The 19,085-nt window shown below is 34.6% G+C and carries 26 protein-coding genes and 1 tRNA gene; 17 read left to right on the top strand and 10 right to left on the bottom strand.

The annotated features are described in order from the left end of the window. Positions 1 to 12 precede the first annotated feature (12 nt). The 7 genes from Q0376_RS06360 (at position 13) to Q0376_RS06330 (ending at position 8,048) form a co-directional block, all read left to right on the top strand. Positions 13 to 1,416 (top strand): amino acid permease, encoded by a 1,404-nt coding sequence (locus Q0376_RS06360; protein ID WP_298705362.1) that lies wholly within the window; start codon positions 13 to 15, stop codon positions 1,414 to 1,416. Between the two features lie 177 nt (positions 1,417 to 1,593). Then, positions 1,594 to 1,932: a LysR family transcriptional regulator gene (locus Q0376_RS06355; protein WP_298705360.1), complete on the top strand. Its 339-nt coding sequence runs from the start codon at positions 1,594 to 1,596 to the stop codon at positions 1,930 to 1,932. Continuing rightward, the gene (locus tag Q0376_RS06350) at positions 1,919 to 2,503 is read left to right on the top strand and encodes a LysR family transcriptional regulator substrate-binding protein (RefSeq protein ID WP_298705358.1); all 585 of its coding nucleotides are present in this window, start codon (positions 1,919 to 1,921) and stop codon (positions 2,501 to 2,503) included. Before Q0376_RS06355 ends, Q0376_RS06350 begins: the two co-directional genes overlap by 14 nt. Positions 2,504 to 3,031: 528 nt before the next feature. Next, positions 3,032 to 5,179: a heavy metal translocating P-type ATPase gene (locus tag Q0376_RS06345; protein WP_298705356.1), complete on the top strand. Its 2,148-nt coding sequence runs from the start codon at positions 3,032 to 3,034 to the stop codon at positions 5,177 to 5,179. Positions 5,180 to 5,336: 157 nt separating this feature from the next. After that, entirely contained in the window at positions 5,337 to 6,296 is a 960-nt protein-coding gene (locus Q0376_RS06340; protein ID WP_298705354.1) for a magnesium transporter CorA family protein, read from the top strand. Between the two features lie 444 nt (positions 6,297 to 6,740). After that, positions 6,741 to 7,445, top strand: coding sequence for a B3/4 domain-containing protein (locus tag Q0376_RS06335; protein ID WP_298705352.1), 705 nt, complete (start codon positions 6,741 to 6,743; stop codon positions 7,443 to 7,445). A gap of 150 nt (positions 7,446 to 7,595) precedes the next feature. Next, a complete protein-coding gene (locus Q0376_RS06330) occupies positions 7,596 to 8,048 on the top strand; it encodes a GNAT family N-acetyltransferase (RefSeq protein WP_298705350.1) in 453 nt (150 codons plus the stop codon). A 275-nt stretch (positions 8,049 to 8,323) separates the two neighbouring features. On the opposite strand, the gene Q0376_RS06325 is transcribed toward Q0376_RS06330, so the two are convergent. Then, entirely contained in the window at positions 8,324 to 9,517 is a 1,194-nt protein-coding gene (locus Q0376_RS06325) for a hypothetical protein (RefSeq protein WP_298705348.1), read from the bottom strand. Positions 9,518 to 9,748: 231 nt separating this feature from the next. Here Q0376_RS06325 and Q0376_RS06320 point away from each other — a divergent pair. After that, a tRNA-Ser gene (locus tag Q0376_RS06320) sits at positions 9,749 to 9,837 on the top strand. A 187-nt stretch (positions 9,838 to 10,024) separates the two neighbouring features. Here the strand turns inward: Q0376_RS06320 and Q0376_RS06315 are convergent. The 5 genes from Q0376_RS06315 to Q0376_RS06295 all read right to left on the bottom strand — a co-directional run bounded on the left by Q0376_RS06315 (position 10,025) and on the right by Q0376_RS06295 (position 13,853). Next, on the bottom strand, positions 10,025 to 11,188 hold the full coding sequence (locus Q0376_RS06315) for a site-specific integrase (RefSeq protein WP_298705346.1): 1,164 nt from the start codon (positions 11,186 to 11,188) through the stop codon (positions 10,025 to 10,027). 153 nt (positions 11,189 to 11,341) lie between these two features. Continuing rightward, the gene (locus Q0376_RS06310) at positions 11,342 to 11,665 is read right to left on the bottom strand and encodes a hypothetical protein (protein ID WP_298705344.1); all 324 of its coding nucleotides are present in this window, start codon (positions 11,663 to 11,665) and stop codon (positions 11,342 to 11,344) included. Between the two features lie 284 nt (positions 11,666 to 11,949). Further along, complete coding sequence (locus tag Q0376_RS06305) at positions 11,950 to 12,867, bottom strand: type II toxin-antitoxin system PemK/MazF family toxin (protein ID WP_298705342.1); 918 nt, start codon at positions 12,865 to 12,867, stop codon at positions 11,950 to 11,952. A 77-nt stretch (positions 12,868 to 12,944) separates the two neighbouring features. Next, positions 12,945 to 13,373, bottom strand: coding sequence for an ImmA/IrrE family metallo-endopeptidase (locus tag Q0376_RS06300; RefSeq protein ID WP_298705340.1), 429 nt, complete (start codon positions 13,371 to 13,373; stop codon positions 12,945 to 12,947). Then, complete coding sequence (locus tag Q0376_RS06295) at positions 13,374 to 13,853, bottom strand: helix-turn-helix domain-containing protein (protein WP_298705338.1); 480 nt, start codon at positions 13,851 to 13,853, stop codon at positions 13,374 to 13,376. A 122-nt stretch (positions 13,854 to 13,975) separates the two neighbouring features. Here Q0376_RS06295 and Q0376_RS06290 point away from each other — a divergent pair, with 122 nt between their 5' ends. The 3 genes from Q0376_RS06290 to Q0376_RS06280 all read left to right on the top strand — a co-directional run bounded on the left by Q0376_RS06290 (position 13,976) and on the right by Q0376_RS06280 (position 15,407). Further along, positions 13,976 to 14,167, top strand: coding sequence for a helix-turn-helix transcriptional regulator (locus tag Q0376_RS06290; protein ID WP_298705336.1), 192 nt, complete (start codon positions 13,976 to 13,978; stop codon positions 14,165 to 14,167). Between the two features lie 647 nt (positions 14,168 to 14,814). Then, complete coding sequence (locus Q0376_RS06285; protein ID WP_298705334.1) at positions 14,815 to 14,997, top strand: hypothetical protein; 183 nt, start codon at positions 14,815 to 14,817, stop codon at positions 14,995 to 14,997. Positions 14,998 to 15,170: 173 nt separating this feature from the next. Continuing rightward, the gene (locus tag Q0376_RS06280) at positions 15,171 to 15,407 is read left to right on the top strand and encodes a hypothetical protein (RefSeq protein WP_298705332.1); all 237 of its coding nucleotides are present in this window, start codon (positions 15,171 to 15,173) and stop codon (positions 15,405 to 15,407) included. On the opposite strand, the gene Q0376_RS06275 is transcribed toward Q0376_RS06280, so the two are convergent. After that, complete coding sequence (locus Q0376_RS06275; RefSeq protein WP_298705330.1) at positions 15,359 to 16,180, bottom strand: DUF4393 domain-containing protein; 822 nt, start codon at positions 16,178 to 16,180, stop codon at positions 15,359 to 15,361. The two genes, Q0376_RS06280 and Q0376_RS06275, sit on opposite strands and share 49 nt — an antisense overlap. 49 nt (positions 16,181 to 16,229) lie before the next feature. Here Q0376_RS06275 and Q0376_RS06270 point away from each other — a divergent pair, with 49 nt between their 5' ends. Then, on the top strand, positions 16,230 to 16,370 hold the full coding sequence (locus tag Q0376_RS06270) for a hypothetical protein (protein WP_164726586.1): 141 nt from the start codon (positions 16,230 to 16,232) through the stop codon (positions 16,368 to 16,370). Here Q0376_RS06270 and Q0376_RS06265 read toward each other — a convergent pair. After that, on the bottom strand, positions 16,359 to 16,676 hold the full coding sequence (locus tag Q0376_RS06265) for a hypothetical protein (RefSeq protein WP_298705327.1): 318 nt from the start codon (positions 16,674 to 16,676) through the stop codon (positions 16,359 to 16,361). The genes Q0376_RS06270 and Q0376_RS06265 overlap by 12 nt on opposite strands. Positions 16,677 to 16,724: 48 nt before the next feature. On the opposite strand from Q0376_RS06265, the gene Q0376_RS06260 reads away from it, so the two are divergent. Both Q0376_RS06260 and Q0376_RS06255 read left to right on the top strand, forming a co-directional pair. Next, complete coding sequence (locus tag Q0376_RS06260) at positions 16,725 to 16,937, top strand: hypothetical protein (protein WP_298705325.1); 213 nt, start codon at positions 16,725 to 16,727, stop codon at positions 16,935 to 16,937. A 14-nt stretch (positions 16,938 to 16,951) separates the two neighbouring features. Then, positions 16,952 to 17,149 (top strand): hypothetical protein, encoded by a 198-nt coding sequence (locus Q0376_RS06255; RefSeq protein ID WP_298705323.1) that lies wholly within the window; start codon positions 16,952 to 16,954, stop codon positions 17,147 to 17,149. Here Q0376_RS06255 and Q0376_RS06250 read toward each other — a convergent pair. After that, positions 17,124 to 17,492: a DUF2513 domain-containing protein gene (locus Q0376_RS06250; RefSeq protein ID WP_298705320.1), complete on the bottom strand. Its 369-nt coding sequence runs from the start codon at positions 17,490 to 17,492 to the stop codon at positions 17,124 to 17,126. The genes Q0376_RS06255 and Q0376_RS06250 overlap by 26 nt on opposite strands. A gap of 38 nt (positions 17,493 to 17,530) precedes the next feature. Next, positions 17,531 to 17,965: a DUF2513 domain-containing protein gene (locus Q0376_RS06245; RefSeq protein ID WP_298705317.1), complete on the bottom strand. Its 435-nt coding sequence runs from the start codon at positions 17,963 to 17,965 to the stop codon at positions 17,531 to 17,533. A gap of 48 nt (positions 17,966 to 18,013) precedes the next feature. On the opposite strand from Q0376_RS06245, the gene Q0376_RS06240 reads away from it, so the two are divergent. The 3 genes from Q0376_RS06240 (at position 18,014) to Q0376_RS06230 (ending at position 19,037) form a co-directional block, all read left to right on the top strand. Next, positions 18,014 to 18,229, top strand: a complete 216-nt coding sequence (locus Q0376_RS06240) for a helix-turn-helix domain-containing protein (protein ID WP_298705313.1) — start codon at positions 18,014 to 18,016, stop codon at positions 18,227 to 18,229. A gap of 73 nt (positions 18,230 to 18,302) precedes the next feature. After that, complete coding sequence (locus Q0376_RS06235) at positions 18,303 to 18,557, top strand: hypothetical protein (RefSeq protein WP_298705312.1); 255 nt, start codon at positions 18,303 to 18,305, stop codon at positions 18,555 to 18,557. Between the two features lie 144 nt (positions 18,558 to 18,701). Further along, positions 18,702 to 19,037 (top strand): hypothetical protein, encoded by a 336-nt coding sequence (locus tag Q0376_RS06230; RefSeq protein ID WP_298705310.1) that lies wholly within the window; start codon positions 18,702 to 18,704, stop codon positions 19,035 to 19,037. Positions 19,038 to 19,085 lie beyond the last annotated feature (48 nt).

Below are 19,085 nucleotides of genomic sequence, written 5' to 3'. Positions count from 1 at the left end.
ATGGTGAAGGGTATGAAAGAAAATGATTTGAAGCGCGGGCTAAAAGATCGGCACATTCAAATGATTGCATTAGGCTGTGCGATTGGGACGGGATTATTTTATGGTTCTGCAAGTACGATTCAGCTAGCAGGTCCAGCAGTTACTATTTCATATATTATTGGCGGTATTTTTATCTATTTAGTAGTACGTGCATTGGGCGAAATGGCTGTACATAATCCAGTATCTGGCTCTTTTAGTACCTATGCATATGATTATTGGGGAGAGTTCCCGGGCTTTTTATCAGGATGGAATTATTGGTTCAATTATATTGCTATTTCTATGGCAGAAATTTCTGTTGTAGGTGTATATGTTAATTTTTGGTTACCAGACTTACCGGTTTGGATACCAGAATTAATACTATTTATTCTAGTTAATATTATTAATTTAAGTAATGTAAAAGCCTTTGGTGAAATTGAATTCTGGGGAGCTCTAGTAAAAGTCGTAGCAATTATTGCGATGATTATATTTGGTGCTGTAATTATTTTTACTGGTTTAGGTGTTGATGGCCGTCCAGTAGGGTTTGATAATTTATTTGTTAATGGTGGTTTTTTCCCTAATGGTTTATGGGGGATTATCTTATCATTTGTTGTAATTACATTTGCTTTTGGTGGTACCGAATTAATAGGTATTACTGCAGGTGAAGCAGATGATCCATCAAAGACTATTCCTAAAGCCACTAATTTAATAATTGGGCGTATTATCATATTTTATGTGGGTTCTATGTTAGTGTTAGTTACTTTATATCCATGGAACCAAGTAGGTCTTTCAGGAAGTCCTTTTGTTGAAATTTTTATGAAACTCGGAATTTCTAGTGCTGCCTCAGTACTAAATGTAATTGTTTTGACAGCTGTATTTTCTGCATACAATAGCTGCTTGTATAGTAATGCACGTATGCTCCATGCGTTAGCGTTACAAGGTAATGCACCAGCTTTTTTGAAAAAAGTTAATAAACATGGTGTCCCATGGGCCGGTGTACTTGCATCTTCCTTTGTAGTAGGCATTGTGGTTATTTTGAATATACTAATGCCACAAAAACTATTTGTTTATGTTATGTCCGTAGCTACAATTGCAGCATTAATTAATTGGGTGATGATTTTAATCACGCAAATGAAGTTTAGAAAGAAAATAGGAACAGAGGCTGCCGAAAAGTTAGCTTATAAAATGCCTTTTTATCCGTATACTAATTATATTGCTATTGCTTACTTTGCCATGATAGCCATAGTGATGACGATAATGCCGGATTATAGAATTGCTATATTTATTGCTCCTATATGGTTGTTAATTATTTATATGGGATATCAAGTAAAAAAGAGACATCAAAAGTTGGCGATGAAAGCTAATCTTATTAGTAAGACAATTACTAATACAAAATTATAATATGAAATGAAAAACTCCTATATATAGGGATTCCTATGTATAGGAGTTTTTTGTATGCATGAAGGGAAAAGATGCATATAATTCGAGATGGCTATGATTTCTATATATTAAAAATTAAGACTAGGAAAACGGCTTATTATTGCTTATACTTGTGTAGGGGAGAAAGGTTGGAAAAATATGGAGTTACAAAATTTAAAGTATTTTTTGACTATAGCCTCTGAAGGTAGCTTTAATAAGGCCGCGACGGTACTTTATATGTCGCAGCCTAGTTTGAGTAAAGCCATTGCAAATTTAGAAAAAGAGTTAAATGTAGAATTATTTAAACGGAATCGACGTGGTGTTGAGTTAACTGAGAGTGGGAAAAAATTATATGAATATGCTAAGATTGTGATTGCGCAATTGGAGTTAATTGAAGGCCTTTCGGAACAGGATGTATCGAGCACAACCTTAACAATAGCCTCTTATCCAATGCCCGTTATATCTACTGTAGTAGCTAAACTTTATGAAATACAGTAAAGAACACATGGGACTTCGATACTATGTAGGACGTTTAGGAAAAGTATTAGAGTTAGTAAAAGAGGGAAAAAGTGAAATTGGAATTATTACATCAGATCCTGCTCAAAGCCAAAAGTTAAGTAGTATACTTAAGAATTCGGATTTGGAGGCTTCTTTACTGGGTGTCGATAGTATTTTCGTAGTTGTAGGGCCTAAAAGTCCAATTTATAATCAACAATCGGTTAATATGAAAGAGTTGATTGGCTTGCCTACAGTCCGATTTAGAGATGATTATTTTTCTAATTTATCGTATTTTCTTGAGATTGACGGTGTTAAGTTAACAGAGATAAAGCATGAAGTATTTGTGGATGACAATTTAGATATACAAAACTTTTTATTGGAAACTGATGCATTTTCATTTCAGCTTGGTATTAATCGAAACTATTTTGAAGAACGTAATTTACATAGTATACCTATTGAAAATAGCGAATTTAAGACTGAAGTATGGTGGATTAAGCAAAGAAAAACTAGACTTTCTAAACGAATGCAAGAATTAGTTGAAATGTTTAAATTGATGTATACTAACTCATAATAAAACAAATGAGGTTATTATTGAAGCTTGTTTTCTTAAAACCAATAATAGCCAATAGAACTTGTATCGAATATAATTGAATTGTAAGGGAATATGAAATTAAGTAATCAGCTGAGTTTCATATTCCTTTTTTATTCCCCTACCCCCATATTGACATTAATTATCCGTCATTTTATAATATAGTTAAGAAACATATGAACAGTTGTTCATATGTTTGATGAAGGGTGAAATGGTAGTCTAATTTAGTACAAATTGCACTATAGGTAAGTATAATTGGCGCTGTAGGTAAGCATAATTTACACTATAGGTAAGTGTAATTGGCACTGTAACGCAGTATAAAATAGCACGGTAGTAAAATCATGAGAACTGTAGCCGGCCCAGTATCAGGACTGTAAAGCAGTATAGAATAGCAGGGTAGTAAAATATAAGTTAAATTATAGTCAGGTTTAATTAGACTATAGTAAAGTATAAAGCGTGCTATATTCAGTGTGAATAATGATAGACTTTATGAGGAGAAAGGAATGTCGTATGGAACGGGTACTTCTTTTAAAAAACTTAACTTGTGCCAATTGTGCGGCCAAAATTGAAGATAAAATCAAATCCTTATATACGGTTGAGGATGCTTCGTTTTCTATTGGGACACAACAATTACGTATTAATTCCTCGATAGCAGATAATGCGAATTTAGTTAGGGATATTCAAGCGATTTGTGACTCCATAGAGGAGGGGGTGGCCGTGGAACTATATGAGCGTCCTAATAAAGGTGAATCTCATCATGAGCACAGCAGTAATCGTGGCGACATCATAGCCATTATTATTGGTATTATTGTTATGTTGGTGGATTTATTAGTGGATGGAATTCCTAAGCATATAGAGCTAGGTATGCTTGTTATTACCTATTTAATTTTAGGTTGGGAGATTTTGTTTACAGCCTTGAAAAATATAGGCTCGGGGCAGATTTTTGATGAGAATTTCCTCATGAGTGTGGCTACATTAGGGGCTCTCATTATTGGCGAAGCGCCTGAAGCTGTAGGGGTTATGCTATTTTTTAGAATTGGTGAACTCTTTGAAGAAAAGGCTACGGCCCGCAGTCGCTCCGCTATTATGGAAGCCATTGATATGAGGCCGGAGCAAGTTCGCTTAGTTGATGCTTCTGGACAGATGACGTTAGTTGATCCTAAATCAATTCGCATTGGTCAGACTGTAGAAGTGTTAGCAGGGGAACGAATTCCTCTTGATGGGACTGTGGTAGATGGGGCTACCCAAGTTGATACAGCACCGGTAACCGGTGAGCCAGTACCAGTTTTAGTAAAGCCTGGTGATTCTATTTTATCTGGCTGTATCAATGAAAGTGGTCGTATTCTGATGCGTGTAGACAAAGAGTTAAAAGATTCCATGGTGATGCGCATTTTAGAAGCTGTAGAGAATGCGTCAGCTACAAAGCCTAAATTGGATCGTTTTATTACGCGTTTTGCTCGTGTGTACACGCCTATTGTTGTAGGCATTGCTGTATTAGTTGCTTTGGTTCCATCGCTTATTACAGGTAACTGGAGTTACTGGATTTACACAGCTTTAACATTTTTAGTTATTAGTTGCCCTTGCGCTTTAGTATTAAGTGTGCCATTAGCATTTTTTGCAGGTATCGGCAAGGGCTCGCGGCATGGCATCTTATTTAAAGGTGGTTTATCCATGGAAGCGATGACGCGCATTAAAGCTGTGGCTATGGATAAAACGGGTACATTAACAACGGGCGTGTTTGCCGTTCGTGATATAAAACCTGCTATAGCCCAAGCTCAAGCGAGTGACTCCGTAAGCACTAGCCGTTCTAAGGCGCATAAGGTTTTGCAAGGGGATGAAATTTTACAGTATGCAGCGGCTCTTGAAGTACAATCTACTCATCCCGTCGCTGTGAGTGTGGTGAATGAGGCGAAGGCACGGAATCTTTCATTCACTAAGGCAACAAATCTAACAGAGCTATCTGGGCGCGGTATGACTGGCTGTGTTCAGGGTGAAGAAGTGGCCGTTGGGAATCGTCGTCTATTTAAGGAGCTGGGAATTCAGGGCATGTTGCCAGAGCCAGCTGCTTATGGCAGTGAAGTTTTCGTTGCAGTGAATGGACAGTATATAGGATCTATTTTAATTGCCGATAGTCTCAAAGAGGATACGAAAGCTGCTGTAGGGGCATTAAAATCCCGTGGACTTCAAACGATTATGCTTACTGGCGATACGAAGGCGGGCGCTCAATATATGGCTGCTGCGGCAGGTATTGATGCGGTACGAGCTGAATTATTGCCAGAGGATAAATTAGCGGTCATGCAGGAATTGCGCAGTACGTATGGGCCTACCATGTTCGTTGGCGATGGGATTAATGATGCGCCTGTTTTAGCCGGTGCTGATGTGGGTGGTGCCATGGGAAGTGGTGCTGATGCTGCCATTGAAGCGGCAGATGTGGTATATATGAGTCCGAGCATTGATTCGGTAGCACAGTCATTAGCCATAGCGAAGAATACCTTGTCCATAGCTTGGCAAAATGTAATTTTTGCATTGGGTATTAAAATTTTGATTATGCTCATCGGTCTTTTTGGCTTTGCGAATATGTGGTTAGCCGTGTTTGCCGATACTGGCGTATCAATTCTTTGTATTTTAAATTCCATTCGCATTTTATATCAGCGTTAAGTAGAAAACGTCCTGTTCTAAATGACAAATTTACACATTGTAAATTACATTAGGACAGGATGTTTTCTTTTTGTAAAATCCCTTGATTCGGCTCTTGACTTACCTTATCATTGTTGTTTATGATGAAGTATAAGATGAAATGAATGGGAGGTGGCGTATGCTCACGGTATACAAACATGAAGACGGCGAGCTTTTATCAGATACAACTGTAGCGGATGCAACAAAGGGCTCGTGGATTAACTTGGTGAATCCTGACCCCGATGAGCTAGCACTAGTCAACATCATGACGGAAATCCCTACAGATGTGCTTAAAACAGCCCTCGATATGGAAGAACGTTCGCACGTAGAAATTGAAGAAAACTATATATTTGTAGTAATTAACATACCAGCATTGCGTGGTAGCGATAGTTATGATACGGTGCCGCTGGGCATTTTCTTGACGCCGGACTTCTTTATCACAGTGTGCTTGGAAGAATCTGAAATCTTATACCCATTTTTAAACAATCAAGTGGCTACTTTTTATACATTTAAGAAAACTCGTTTCTTATTCCAGATTATGTATCGTACAGCCACTTTGTTTTTACGTTATTTGCAACAAATCAATCGTCGCAGTGATGATATTGAAATACAATTACGTCATACTACCAAGAATAAAGACTTTTTCCAATTACTTGAATTACAGAAATCCATGACATATTTTACTTCTGCCCTCAAGACGAATGGAACAGTAATGGAGCGTATTTTGCGCATTCGTCGTCATGAAGACGTACGTCATTTACTTAAGATGTATGATGAGGATGAGGATTTATTGGAAGACGTAATTATTGAAAATAAGCAGGCCATCGAGATGGTTGAGATGTACTCTAACATTTTGATGAACATGATGAATGCCTTCACGTCCATCATTTCTAATAATCTTAATATGGTCATGAAGCTCTTAGCATCTATGACAATTATTTTAGCTGTACCTACTGTTATATTTAGTTTGTGGGGGGTCAATGTGCCGGTGCCCTTCCAAGACTGGACAGGAGGCGGTGGCTTTGAAATCGTCATTGGCATTGCTGTGCTTGTAACTTGTATTGCCAGTCTATTGTTGTGGAAAAATGATTTCTTATAATTATAGGGCCTTAAGGTTACTTAGGGTGTAGTTGAATTTATTTTTCGCAGAGTTACATTTGTTTATAGCTTAGCTGTACTTTAATTACCGTTTAGTTAGTTTTTATTTATGGCGTAATAAAATAATAGCTATTATGTAGTAGAGTAAAATAATAGCTATCATGTAGTGGAGTAAAAGAATCGCTATCATTGGTAAGCGCTTTGTGCTATACTAACATCATCAATTATATATGAATACTGCCACCGGGTAGTGTGCGAAAGCATGCCACGCATATCGTTAGGTCTTAGAAGATATGTGGAGGTATGCTTTTTTGATAAATAGAGCATTATATTGTCTCTATTTGTATTCCGTGAATCAGTTACTAGTGAATCGGCTACTGGCGGATTAGTTACTGGTGAATTGGCTACTAGCGTACTGTTTACTAATTAGTTGGGAGGTATTAATATGAGTCAGTTTATTGTAGATCAATCTTTTTGGAATTTATTCCCTAATGCTAAAATCGGCGTCATAACGTTAAAAGATTTTAATAATATACAAGAGCAATTACCAGAGTTTGATAGTTTGCTCAAAGAAAGTAATGAAATGGCGGGGGCCTATTTGACTGAACCTGTATTCAGTGATAATGAAGTTATTAAGGTATATCGTGAGGCGTATAAAAAATTTAAAACTAAAAAGGGCGTTCGTTCTAGTATTGAAAATCTTTTAAAACGCTCTCAAGGGGAAAAAGCCGTTGGCAGTATTAATCCTTTAGTGGATATTTATAATGCGGCTAGTTTGTGCTATGCTCTTCCTTGTGGCGCAGAAGATATGGATACGTTTGTAGGCGATTTAAAATTAACGATTACCGATGGTGGGGATGAATTCTATTTAATCGGTGAAGAAGAGAACAATCCGACGCTGCCTAATGAACTTTGTTATAAAGATGATGTGGGCGCAGTGTGTCGTTGTTTTAATTGGCGCGATGGAGCTCGTACGATGATTACACCAAAAACAAAAAATGCTTTTTTAGTTATTGAATTGGTCGATCCAAAGCGTGAAGAGGCGTTGCGTGAAGCGCTTCATTTTGTGGCAGAAAAAGCAAAGGCAGTACTAGATGCTAAGGTAAGCCAATATATTTTGACTAAAGAATCACCAGTTATTGAACTTTAAAGATATTGTGTTAGCCCTCTTTGTTGTAGCACATAGGCAGATTGTGTTATAGCCCTATAGCTATATAGCGCTAGTTATAGAGGGATACAATTATAGGGGGCATTACTTATAGTATTGTTGTAATAGGATGTTAAAGAAACGAGGTTACATATGACAATTATTCGTAAAGCTAGAAAAGAAGATGTGGCAGACGTATTTGAATTAATGAAGGGCTTAGCAGTATTTGAAAAATATATAAATAGTTTTAATATTACCCCTGAGATTGTGTTAGAAAAAGGTTTAGATACAGATGAACCTTTATTTTATTGTTTAGTTGCTGAAGTGGACGGTAAAATTGCAGGTATGCTCGTGTATTATTATTTAATGTACACGGCACAGAATAAGCCGGCTATTTATATGAAAGAGCTTTATGTAGATGAAGCGTATCGAGGCCAAGAATTAGGAACTAAGCTCATGGCCGCATTAAAAGAAGAGGCCAAAGCACAAGGTTGCACGCAAATTAAATGGACTGTGGCAGACTGGAATGAAGCAGGTAAGAAGTTTTACAAAGGCATCTGTGCTGAAGAAAATACAGAATGGCTAAACTATGAAATCAATTTATAATAGGACGGCCCAGTAGCTTGCTCAGTATATAACTTAGTAGCTTGCTTAGTATATAACTTAGTAGCTTGCTTAGTATATATCTTAGAAGTTTGTTCAGTATATGATTTAGTAGCAGGTTCAGTATAATTAAAAAATGCTATACGCCACGTCTCCCTTTAGGTCTGGGGGGCTCATGGTGTATAGCATTTTTTACATATGAATTTGAAAATCTATTGAAGTAATTGGTTGGCTTTAAAACTTTTAAAACCTTACATTTCTTGAATAGAACATTTTAGTTATGAACTTTTTCGACGATTGGTTATAGCAAAGCCTATACCACCACCTATGAGGAGTGAGACAATGCTAATGCCAAGGAGGATAAAGAGGGATTTACGCTGTTCTTGACGTGCTATCTCAGCTTCTTCGGCTGCTTTAGCCTGCTCTAGTTCATGGCGAATACGCCAGGCTTCTTTGGCAAGATCGGAATAAACAAATTTTTTATTGCCATCAAAGCCACCAGCGATAAAAAGCTTTCTAGTTTCATTTTTTGCTGTATCCGTAATCGTTGTATTATTGACGCCTAAATATAAATTATCTGGTAGAAAAAGAACATTTTGCACGTAAAAGTATTGAGGGTTTTTGAGATATTCGATTTTTACGGCCGCTTCAATGGCTTTATTATCTAATGATTTTTTTATATCATCAGCATCAAGATACATATTGACAGAACTGTCATCGGTTGGCACTTTTACCCAATCCTCGGCTTGAGCTATGGGATTAGCTAGCAAGAGTAGAACTAAGAGGGGTAAGACTGCCTTTTTGGCTTTGCGATGGCCCACAAAGGCACCGATAAGGCCACCCACAATGAGTGGAATAACAGCGGCTATAATGGACATATAGAGCATGGCGTTTTCTTTAGCTTCTTGTTCTTCGTGCAGTGCATCTTCTTCGTCTAAGGCTACATCTTCTTGAAGTTCAAAAATCTTCGTAATTATAGGACCATTTATGGAATCATAACGCCCTGTATAAGCTGGGGTAGTACCTAAGAATTGGCCAGACTTTAAATTATAGGTTTCCGTTTTTTCAACGCGCACATATTGAGCATCTTTGAAGGCTAATAGATATTTAATAGTATAGGTGCCAGTATCTTTGTGAATCGATTTCACTCGTACAGGCATAGCATTAGGATCACTATGTTCTCTAATATCGTCCATATTAATATAGACGTTTTTTAGGTAAGAATCTTTAGGATTAATTGACACCCATTCTGTGGTATCATCAGCAGAATCGGTGTGCTTGCTAGCATTGCCGGAGGAATGTGTCCCTTTTGGTGTTGATTTCGTTGCTTTGTCGTTTTCTTTCACCTCGTTGCTTATTAATGAAGTGAAGAATTTGACAATGACTTGTGTTGGTGAAGCAGCTTCATAGGTTACAGGCTGTAAAGAAAATAAAAAAGCACCTATAATGCACAGTAGAGTAAAACGTTTCATGAAAAGAGCCTCCTTCTGAACAGAGTGAGCGTTGATAATTTTATACTTAAATAATATCATAAAATATTCTTAGGAATGAAGTTATTCATGAAAAGTTTAATTGTTTTGGTTAACTAGAGACATAATTATCATGAACATAGACGCAGATAGGGAGCAATACGTGGGAAATTTATAAATATATCTTGATTTGTTGGAGAAAAAAGAGTATTATATTATAGTACAATTTAATATGGAGAGGTGTCCGAGTGGTTTAAGGAGCTGGTCTTGAAAACCAGTGACTCCGCAAGGGGCCGTGGGTTCGAATCCCACCCTCTCCGCCATCAAAACTTAGGCTTTTGCAGATAGTTGCATTAAGTTGCAACACGTTGCAAAGCTAGATAATATAAGGGTATTTGAGAAAATAGAAGTTGTAAGTGGTTGACTGATGTTGCAACCATTTGCCCCTATCTTGCCCCTACAACTGCCCCTATGAGAAAAGAGCTCCTACAGTGTGTAGGGGCTCTTTTTTTATTTATTGGCGATAACAAGACTTATATTGTTTATAGCGTTATCTAGTTGTTGCTTCATTGCTTCTGTAACGTGAGTATAGACCGATAATGTAGTTCTTGGTTCATTGTGTCCTACACGCTCCATTATCGCTTTTAGAGGAACGTTGGCTTCTGCTAAAAGGGAAATGTGTGTATGACGAAATGTGTGTGTGCTGACGGGCTTATAAAAGCCAGTACGTTTAATGATTTTATTAATGAAATGGACATCGTATGGTTTGCCACCGTCAGTAGTGAAAATGTAGTTTTCAGGATTATATTTTTCATTAAGTACTTTACGTGTGTTGTTGGCCATAATGAAGCGGTGTAAAATTTGAATAGCTCGTAAACTTAAACTAACTGTGCGAATTGAATAAGAGTTTTTAGGTGATAGCCTAATTTCGCCATCTTTTATAGTGTAACGAGATGTTAATGTACCATTAACATCTATAGTTTTATTTTTTCTGTCAAAGTCTTGACGTCTAAGAGCCAATAGCTCGCCTATACGTAATCCAGTTAAAGATTGAAATTCACAGATTAATGAAACATAGACATTTATATTTCTTATTCGTTCAAGAATGTCAGCAAGCTCATCTTTAGTTAAGAATTTAGCCCGTTCTTTTTTTACTTCTTCTACAGTTTTTTGCGGTTTTGGCAACTCTACATTTTCAATAAATGATATTTCTTTTATGTAGCCTAATCTTTTGGCATACTTGAATGATTGATGTATCAGACAAAATAATGATCGTGTGTAACTGTATGAATTATCTTCTAAGAATTTACATAAGTTTGTTTGCAGCAGTGCGGTTGTTAATTTTGAGATTAGAATATCTTTTGGTAATAAATTATTAATAGCACGTTGTTTCTGTAAGTGGCCATGGTTAGTTGTAGGCTTAACAAACGGCTTACGTGAGTTAATAAATTCTGTCAATAAAGAATCTAGTGTTCGTTCTGCATAAATATCGGCGTTGAGAATTTTTTGTATTTTTTCTTGTAATTCAGTATAGGCTGCTTTTTCGGCTTGCCTAGAATTTTTGGAATAAGTAACAGAAACCTTTTTTAATTTACCACTATAAGGACAAGTATAGCGTTCGCTGTATTTATAACTTATAGTGCCATCTTTAGCTGTGTACGGTTCACACCACATAAAAAATCACGCTCCTTGTTAGTTAATAAGGTATGACAAACTAACCTAGAGCGTGTTATAATCAATTTGCGGATTGATGCGGTTTCGCTCTAGGAATCGTATTCAATTGTCCCTCATTATTGTTGGTAGCAATAATGGGGGATATTTTTTATTTTAAAAGGTTTTCTTTGGATGATCCTGATAGTCATAAAGGGTAAATATATCTTGACCACAGTGTTGACATTTGTATACTTCTCTTTCTTTATTTTCAGTTACTGCATGCATTATAAATTGAAACTGATTAGATGATGACTCACAATTATTACAAACTAGTTCATTATCTATATATTTTGCATTGCCAACTAATCTATTATTATAGATTGCTTTTACCTTAATATCATCTGAATCAAAGGATATTTGTAAAAGTTTTGATATTTCTTTAAGCTTCGGTTCGGCAAGGGGACCTTTTTGAAATGTTATATTTATTTTGTCTTTCATATGAATCCTTTAGTTTATAAAATTTACAACTAAAAATGCCTACTCAAATGAGTAGGCATTTATTTGTACTATCAAGTAGTACTCTCATATTGTTTAGTAACTTATTGTTACCTTATGCCTACAGTATATAAGATTAATAATATAATATCAAGAATGGAAAAAGAGGTATTAGTTATAATAACTAATACCTCTTTTAAAGTATTGTGAGCAAGTCACAAAGTCTTAATTGTATGGCGGGCAAGCCGCTAAGTTGTATAGTTATTATATCATATATATATTTATTGTCAATTCTTAGATTTTTGATAGGTAAAGAGTTTTAAGATTTCTTTATCTATTAAATCTAGTGTTTGTGGAGATAGTTTTATTTTAGATAAGGTATCTTTAGAGCGAATAGGATTAATGATACGCATTTTACTTATAGTAGTTATTTGATTAACAAGTGCAATTGAACCACTATTTAGTGTATTTAAATGAGCCATATGTGCTTTTGCTAGATTAGAGGTCTCCTCAATAAATTGTCTTTTTTCTTTTATTTCTTCGTTAGTGTGCTCTAAATTCTTTATAGATTGTTGGACTTCGTTTAGTTTTTCCTTTAATTTAGGTTCTTCTGTCTTGCGAATCGCTTCAAATTCTTCTTCACTTGAAGAATTTCGTAAAGTATTTTTGAATGTTTCATAAAAGCTTTTTGCTAGTTCTAATTTTGTTGTAGAGTCATTTGCTAAATTATTTTTTTGATTCACTAAATCATTATAAAGCTCTAATTCATTATCAAAATTTAAAAGAATTGACTTAGATTTTTCTGAAAAAATATCAATAAACTCACTACCTAAATCAATTTCTCCATATCGAGGAATATAATCTTCTGATTTTTTACTTTTCAATGGAATTATGGTAATAGTTTCTGATGATTTGGGAGTATTACTTAATACTATTGCATAATGAAGACCACCTTGTTCTGAACCTGGGTTAAAGCCTAAGTTAACATTAATGATGTCTCCTCGATTATATTTTTTTAAGTAGTTTGGATTAAATCCTTTTTCTCTGTTTAGTAATTGTTTATACTCTCTTAACCAATAAAATAATAATGCTGCTTTATGTTGATCAGTATTATTAAGGTTTAATAGCATATTTGAATAAGCATGACAGAGTTTTTTGATTTCAGAATCTAATGCAAGTTTGTTTTCAGGTTTTTTAAAGTCCATATAACACCTCGATTTAATCATTATATTAAAAAGGTTGTCTTAATTCTATAACTTTACAAATAATAGTAAATTGAACCTCATTTAAATTTTAAGCTTTCAAGTCCATTTGGAATACCGTGGCATTTAGCTAAGGCATAGAAGTTAATATCCTCATGTTCTTGTAATATACTGTCTGGAAGCAATAATTCAACGGCAAAGGTATTGGCTTGACGTTCGATTTTATCTACTGAAAATAATGTATTATTCCGTAAAAATGGTGTATTAATTTTAGGGTGTAATATTGTATGTCCCAATTCGTGAGCGCAGATAAAAGGGTGGAGTTCCTCAGGTGCGTTTTCATTGATGTGAATTGTTCGCATACGAAAGTGAGTATCACAATAACCTAATATATTTCCTAATTTTTCGTACTTAACAACAATATCTAATGCCTGGCAGATTGAAAAGGGATTATTGGTATTGTTGTTTTTTATTAATTTATTAACAGTCCCTTTAATATCCAATGGCAATCAGTCCTTCTTGTCCTTGTACTTATTAGGTGTAAATTTTTGTTTGGCTCTACTTTTTGCTAGTCGAATAGAGGATTCGAGTGAGATACGTAATAACTCTTTAGTTTCCGCGTCCATTTCTTCATCACCATTATAAAAATTTAAGGTGGCATTATCATCAAGATCATCTAGTATATTTTGTAGACGCTTTTGAATGTCACGCTCGTCTTTTTTAGTAAAAGTTGATTTTGTATTAGAACCTATAGTTACAGGTTGATTTTCATCTAATTGTTTCAATAAATCATCTAAAGAAAGTCCTATACCAACGGCTATTTGATTTAATTTATCTATAGAGGGGCTGATTGGCTGATTAGTTTTAGGGTTATATATTTTTTCTAACATTCCTATATAAGCTTTGCTCAATCCAGTAAGATTACTAAAGTCTTGCATTGATAAGCTATGTAACTCTCTATAGTTCTTAATAAATTCTCCGATATACATTTTACACCTCCTGTTAGATACATTGTATAATATATTTGACAAAATTTCAAATATATTCGTCTAAAATATTTGACAAAATGTTTTTGTCTGTTATAATAGACGATGAAAGGGGGTGAATACCAATGTACAAAGTAAAAGAGTTTAGAGAAAAAAGAAAAATTTCTCAAGAGAAATTAGCTGAAAAATCAGGTGTTTCAAGAGCAACAATTGCTTCCTTAGAAGCACCGGATAGCGAAACAACTACAACAACAAGTACTTTAATTAAAATTGCAACAGCTTTAGAGTGTAAAGTTTCAGATATTTTTTTACTTTAGCTGTCTAATATAACAGACGATTGTTGAGGGGTGAGGTAAATGCCACCAAGTAAAAAATAAAAAAGCCCTCTGATTAAGAAGGCTTTTATGATAGGATATCGGGCGTTCGTGGATAGATTATTAGTATTGCTCTGCACTATCTATGCGTTGCACCTTACAAGGTACGAAATGCAAATTCCCTTGTCTTGGCTCAGGGTTGTCCTATGCCGGTAGGAGTTTCCTTGAATTAACCCGATTTGCGATTAATGATTACTCATTAATGGGACATGGAGAATATCCTTTCTTTCTGCGAAATCACGTACGGTTGGAGCAACAGTTTGAAGAGATTCAAACGATTTTACTGCTGGCATTGTAGCTAACGCCAAGGCTCCAGCAGTTCTTGCTGCCTCAGTTGCTCGCATGAGAGGCTGTAGACCTTTCATTTGAGGAGCAACTTGATTAACACTAGAAACCACGCTTGCTAAGAAACCTTGATTATGTGGAGGAACCACCAATGTGTTAACATAAAGGCTTTTTATCCTTTATTTCTATTTGTTACCAAATAGTTCAGCATATCTCATTATCCTATCACGGTAATTATAACAGTTTATTTATTAAATTACTATTCATCTAACTTGAATTAATTATAGCATAAAGGAGTGAGGTAAATGACACCAAATAAAAGAGGAGGTGATGAGATGGATAGTTTCAGTTTAACTTTTGATATAAATGTAGAACTACCTTTTGAAGTTGCATGTTGTCCAGAAAAATTTGATTGGTGGGTAAAAAAGTTAGCAGAAATACAAAAAGAGTACAGCTGCAACTGCACTCTTTCTATTAAAGCTAATTAATAATTTTGGAAGTGAATATACAAAATATCATCGCCATAAACAACAAGGATACTTTTGCCGATGAATGTATAAAAAATACTTCCATAGGGGCAAAAATTATCAAAGTCTGTAAATTCTTGGTTATTTTCATGACATTTAATTGAAAGATATTATAGCACGAAGGAGTGAGGTTTATGCCACCAAATAAAAAAGAGCCATCTATAGAAGAGGCTCTAAAAAGTATAAATATGGATTCTTTGTTAGGGAATATAACGTACATTGCTGTATATGGAGCATTAACATCAAAAATTATTTTAGATTTATTAGATAAAAAAGGGGTTCTAACTAAAGCTGATATTGAATATCTTTTGAAAGATTCGGACTATTTAGAATCATTTAGGAAACAGCTACTTAAGAAAAAGTTTCCTTGAATAGTAGGCATAAATGAACCTGATATTAGTTTCATAGCCCCATGTTCTAGTTTTACATTACAAGGTTCGAAATAGGATGGTTTAAATTGACGAACACAATTAAAAGTAGGGGATTCATATATTTTAGCGTAAATATTTTCTGAGCCAATAGGGCCATATAATGCAGGTTGTTTTCTAATTATTCCAAGACGTAATAAATTGTTAAAAGAAGAGGCAATTCCCGCATAATCATCTTCGAATCCATCAATAAGAGTAAATGGTTCGATTGAATTAAATGGTAAATCACCTGTAGTAATTTGAAACTCTAAAAAAGGAATAAATCTTTCATGATAAAGTTTTTCTAAGATTATTGCATCTAGATGATTTAGTTGACTAACGAGAAAAGGAAACGTTGGGTGTACATCATCTTTATGGCGGTTATCAGAAGCGGTTGCCAGTAAATTAGAATACATTTCATAAATATCTTTTTTCTCAAAAGACATAAGTAAATTTTGAATAACAGAGATAGAGATAGCGTTATCAGGTTTTACTTGATGTTCTTCGGGAATTTTAGAGTATGTATGATCTAAAAAATTGGCATATTTAATTCTTAACTCTTTAGCTTTGCTTCCTACTATTGCAAAGGGTAGTGTACAAAATGCAATGGCTGATGTTATATCGGATAACATATCACCTACATTTTTTACTGATTTTTGTGCTAAGTCTTCATAGACTTTTGTGGCTAATGCAGCCGTGATTTGAGATAAACTTTTGTCTAAGGAGTCATTATTCATAAATACACCTACTTTCTTATTTTGATTATAGCATAAAGAGGAGAGGTTCATGCCACCAAATAAAAAAGCCAAGTTAGGAAAGAAGCTTTTTATGAAAATAGAATATAAAAAAAGGCAAGCAGAGCAGTGCTTACCTTTTAGTGTAAAAGTAAAAAATAAGTTGTTGGTAGAAATAAGCTTAAAAGCCTAGTTGTTTAACTACATAATCCTCCGCAGCTTTGCCTTGCATTTCTTCCCAAGATGAAAAATCAGTATGAGCAACTATATAGTTGTCCCACTCTTCATCAGGTATTGCAAGAAAGTCTTCTTCAGATTCAATAGTAAATGGAGAATTGTCTAGAAATTCATCAATACTGCTAGAGTCTGTATGATGCCTCATAAAGCTAGGTGGGAATAGTTCGTCAAATGGAATAGCTGAAGTTCCTGACAATTTTTTAGCGTTTGCACTAAGTTCATTTAAAGATTTTTCTAGGTTGTCTAATCCTTCTATTTTCATAATGCACCTCCTTTCTTGAATTAATTATAGCACGAAGGAGTGAGGTTAATGCCACCAAATAAAAAAGAGCCATCTATAGAAGAGGCTCTAAAGGAAATTAATTTAACTATATGTAAAAGCATTTTGAAGCTAGTGATCTCTTTACCATTAGTATTAGAAATTGTTTTCGCTAAATCAGATGAAGTCTTTTATTTATCATTAGTTGGTTGGATATTAGTAGTTTCACTATTATTTTTTGAGCTATTGAATAAAAAGTTTTAAAGGGCGGTGATTATATGAAGATTTCAAATTGTATGGAATCAATTTTTAGCAAAAGACGATTATTAATGTTATTAGAGGTTGAAGAACATCTAACAAAAAAAGAATATACGTTTAGTAAGGAAGAAGGGGGTTCAGAAGAATATTCAAGCCTATTGAAACAACTTGATAAGGCAATAATAGCAGAAGCTATAAATTTAATTTCGTTAAAATAAGTGAAGTCCCAATTTGCTTAACAATTTCTAAAGAAACGCTATTAGCCAATGATGCAGTTTTCTTTTTTATTGATTCATATATTTTGGGGTCTCTCACAGAGTCAAGATATTCACAACCATCATTAGTTAGTCGAAATACTTGAAATGCTAAAAAGCCAGTACAACCTTCTTGTAAGTTGGCCTCAATGAAACCAGCATCATCTAATAGTTGCAAATGGTAAAAGAAAGTTTCTAAGTTAGTATTTAATTTTTCGAATTCAGAATTACGTAATGGACTGCCTGGGATTGATTTATCTTCAATAATAAGAAGAATATCACGGATTAAGTCTAAATCACGTTTCATGGAGTCACAACCTTTCATGAATTAATGAGATATACGGGTTAGCTACCTAGTGCTGAATTTAATAATCTTTCTCCAGCCAAAGTGATAGCTTCTATTGTTAAAGGTTCTTTGGCTTTATTTAAGAATTCTTTTAATTTTTCCCAGTGGGATTTTTCGCGAATTAAATTTATATATTCATGACCTTTGACTGTAAGGTCAGGGATATAGATATCTGGAGAAAAATTTTTATCTTTATCATAAATAAGCTCTGCTTTAATACAATAATTTAAGTGGTATTTTATTTCGTCTAAAGTAAATTTTGATTCCAAATCTTTTTGATAAGCTGGCAAATCACGGTGAATAGTATCACCTAAGGCTTCACGAACTGCATTCGCCATTTCCGAAGAATCAACAAACAAAACACCATGGATAGTTGTGGATTCATTTTCAATTATTAATAATAAGTCACGGATTAATTCAAAATTGATTCGCATAAAAAACACATCCTTTCTAAATAATAATTATATCATGTGGAGGTAAAAATGAGGACAGAAGACATTACGTATGAAAGAGTTAGCCAAATTGCTAAGCGATTTAATATTGACAGAACAACTGTTTATAGAAAGCTAGAGCTAATGAGGGAAAAGGGAGTTTACAACAAAATTGTTATTGAACTTAGTCCTAAAGCAAGGCGAATAAATGTAGTTGGCTTTGAAGCTTTTATGAAAGGTTGTTATTTATCGTACTTAAAAGGATAAATAGGGTGATAACGTGTTGAAATTTATAAAGAAGAACATCAAGTTTATTTTTGGAATTATTTTAGGCATTTCAATGGCTTTTTTGTTTGGGACGATGGATGGAGCAGACGCTGGTGTAGTACCAGAATTACCAATGGAAATATATCTTGGCTGGGGAATTTTAACATCACTAGGAATGATCTCATTGATGAAATGGAATGATGCGGAAAATGAGGCGTCGTATTGGCAATTAGAACATAGACGGTTGTCTAGGCATCATGAAAAAACACTAATTGAATTATATCGGCAAAGAGAACATAAGAAAGCATATAACTATGAAAAAGAATAAAAAAGAGGCCTAACTAACGGCAATTAGTTAGGCCAAGTACAAATAAGGTTGCTAAGCGATATTTGTATTATCTTTTTCTACAGTATAGCAAATTATTGGAGGAATAACAATGAATAGAGAATATCAGAATGAGGTTAGAAGTTAATGGAATCATTTGAGCTGCTCCAATATTTACAACAAAAAAGAAAAGAATTAAGCCACGCTTTAGCAGAATCAAAAAAGCGTGGCATTGCCTTAGCTGAATCAGAACGATCTTACAAAAGGGCTAAAGCAAAATTTATTGCACAGGCTCGATTAGAAAAAATGGCGGACACGCTTATCAATGATTTAGCTAAAGGTGATGAAGAAATAAGCGATTTGAGACATCAAAGAGACGTTTCAAAAGTATTATATCTTAATGCTCAAGAAGCCATAAATGTATATAAATTAGAGTGCCGACTTGTTGAGGCACAAATAAAACGGGAGTGGGAAGATGCTTAGACGAACACCATTAAAAACTAAAACAAGGTTAAAAGCTAAAAAGCCACT

The organism is uncultured Veillonella sp. (assembly GCF_937981445.1).
Classification (GTDB): domain Bacteria; phylum Bacillota; class Negativicutes; order Veillonellales; family Veillonellaceae; genus Veillonella_A.
The sequence above is the reverse complement of the archived record's forward strand: the minus strand, read 5'-3'. Positions and strand labels throughout refer to the sequence as shown.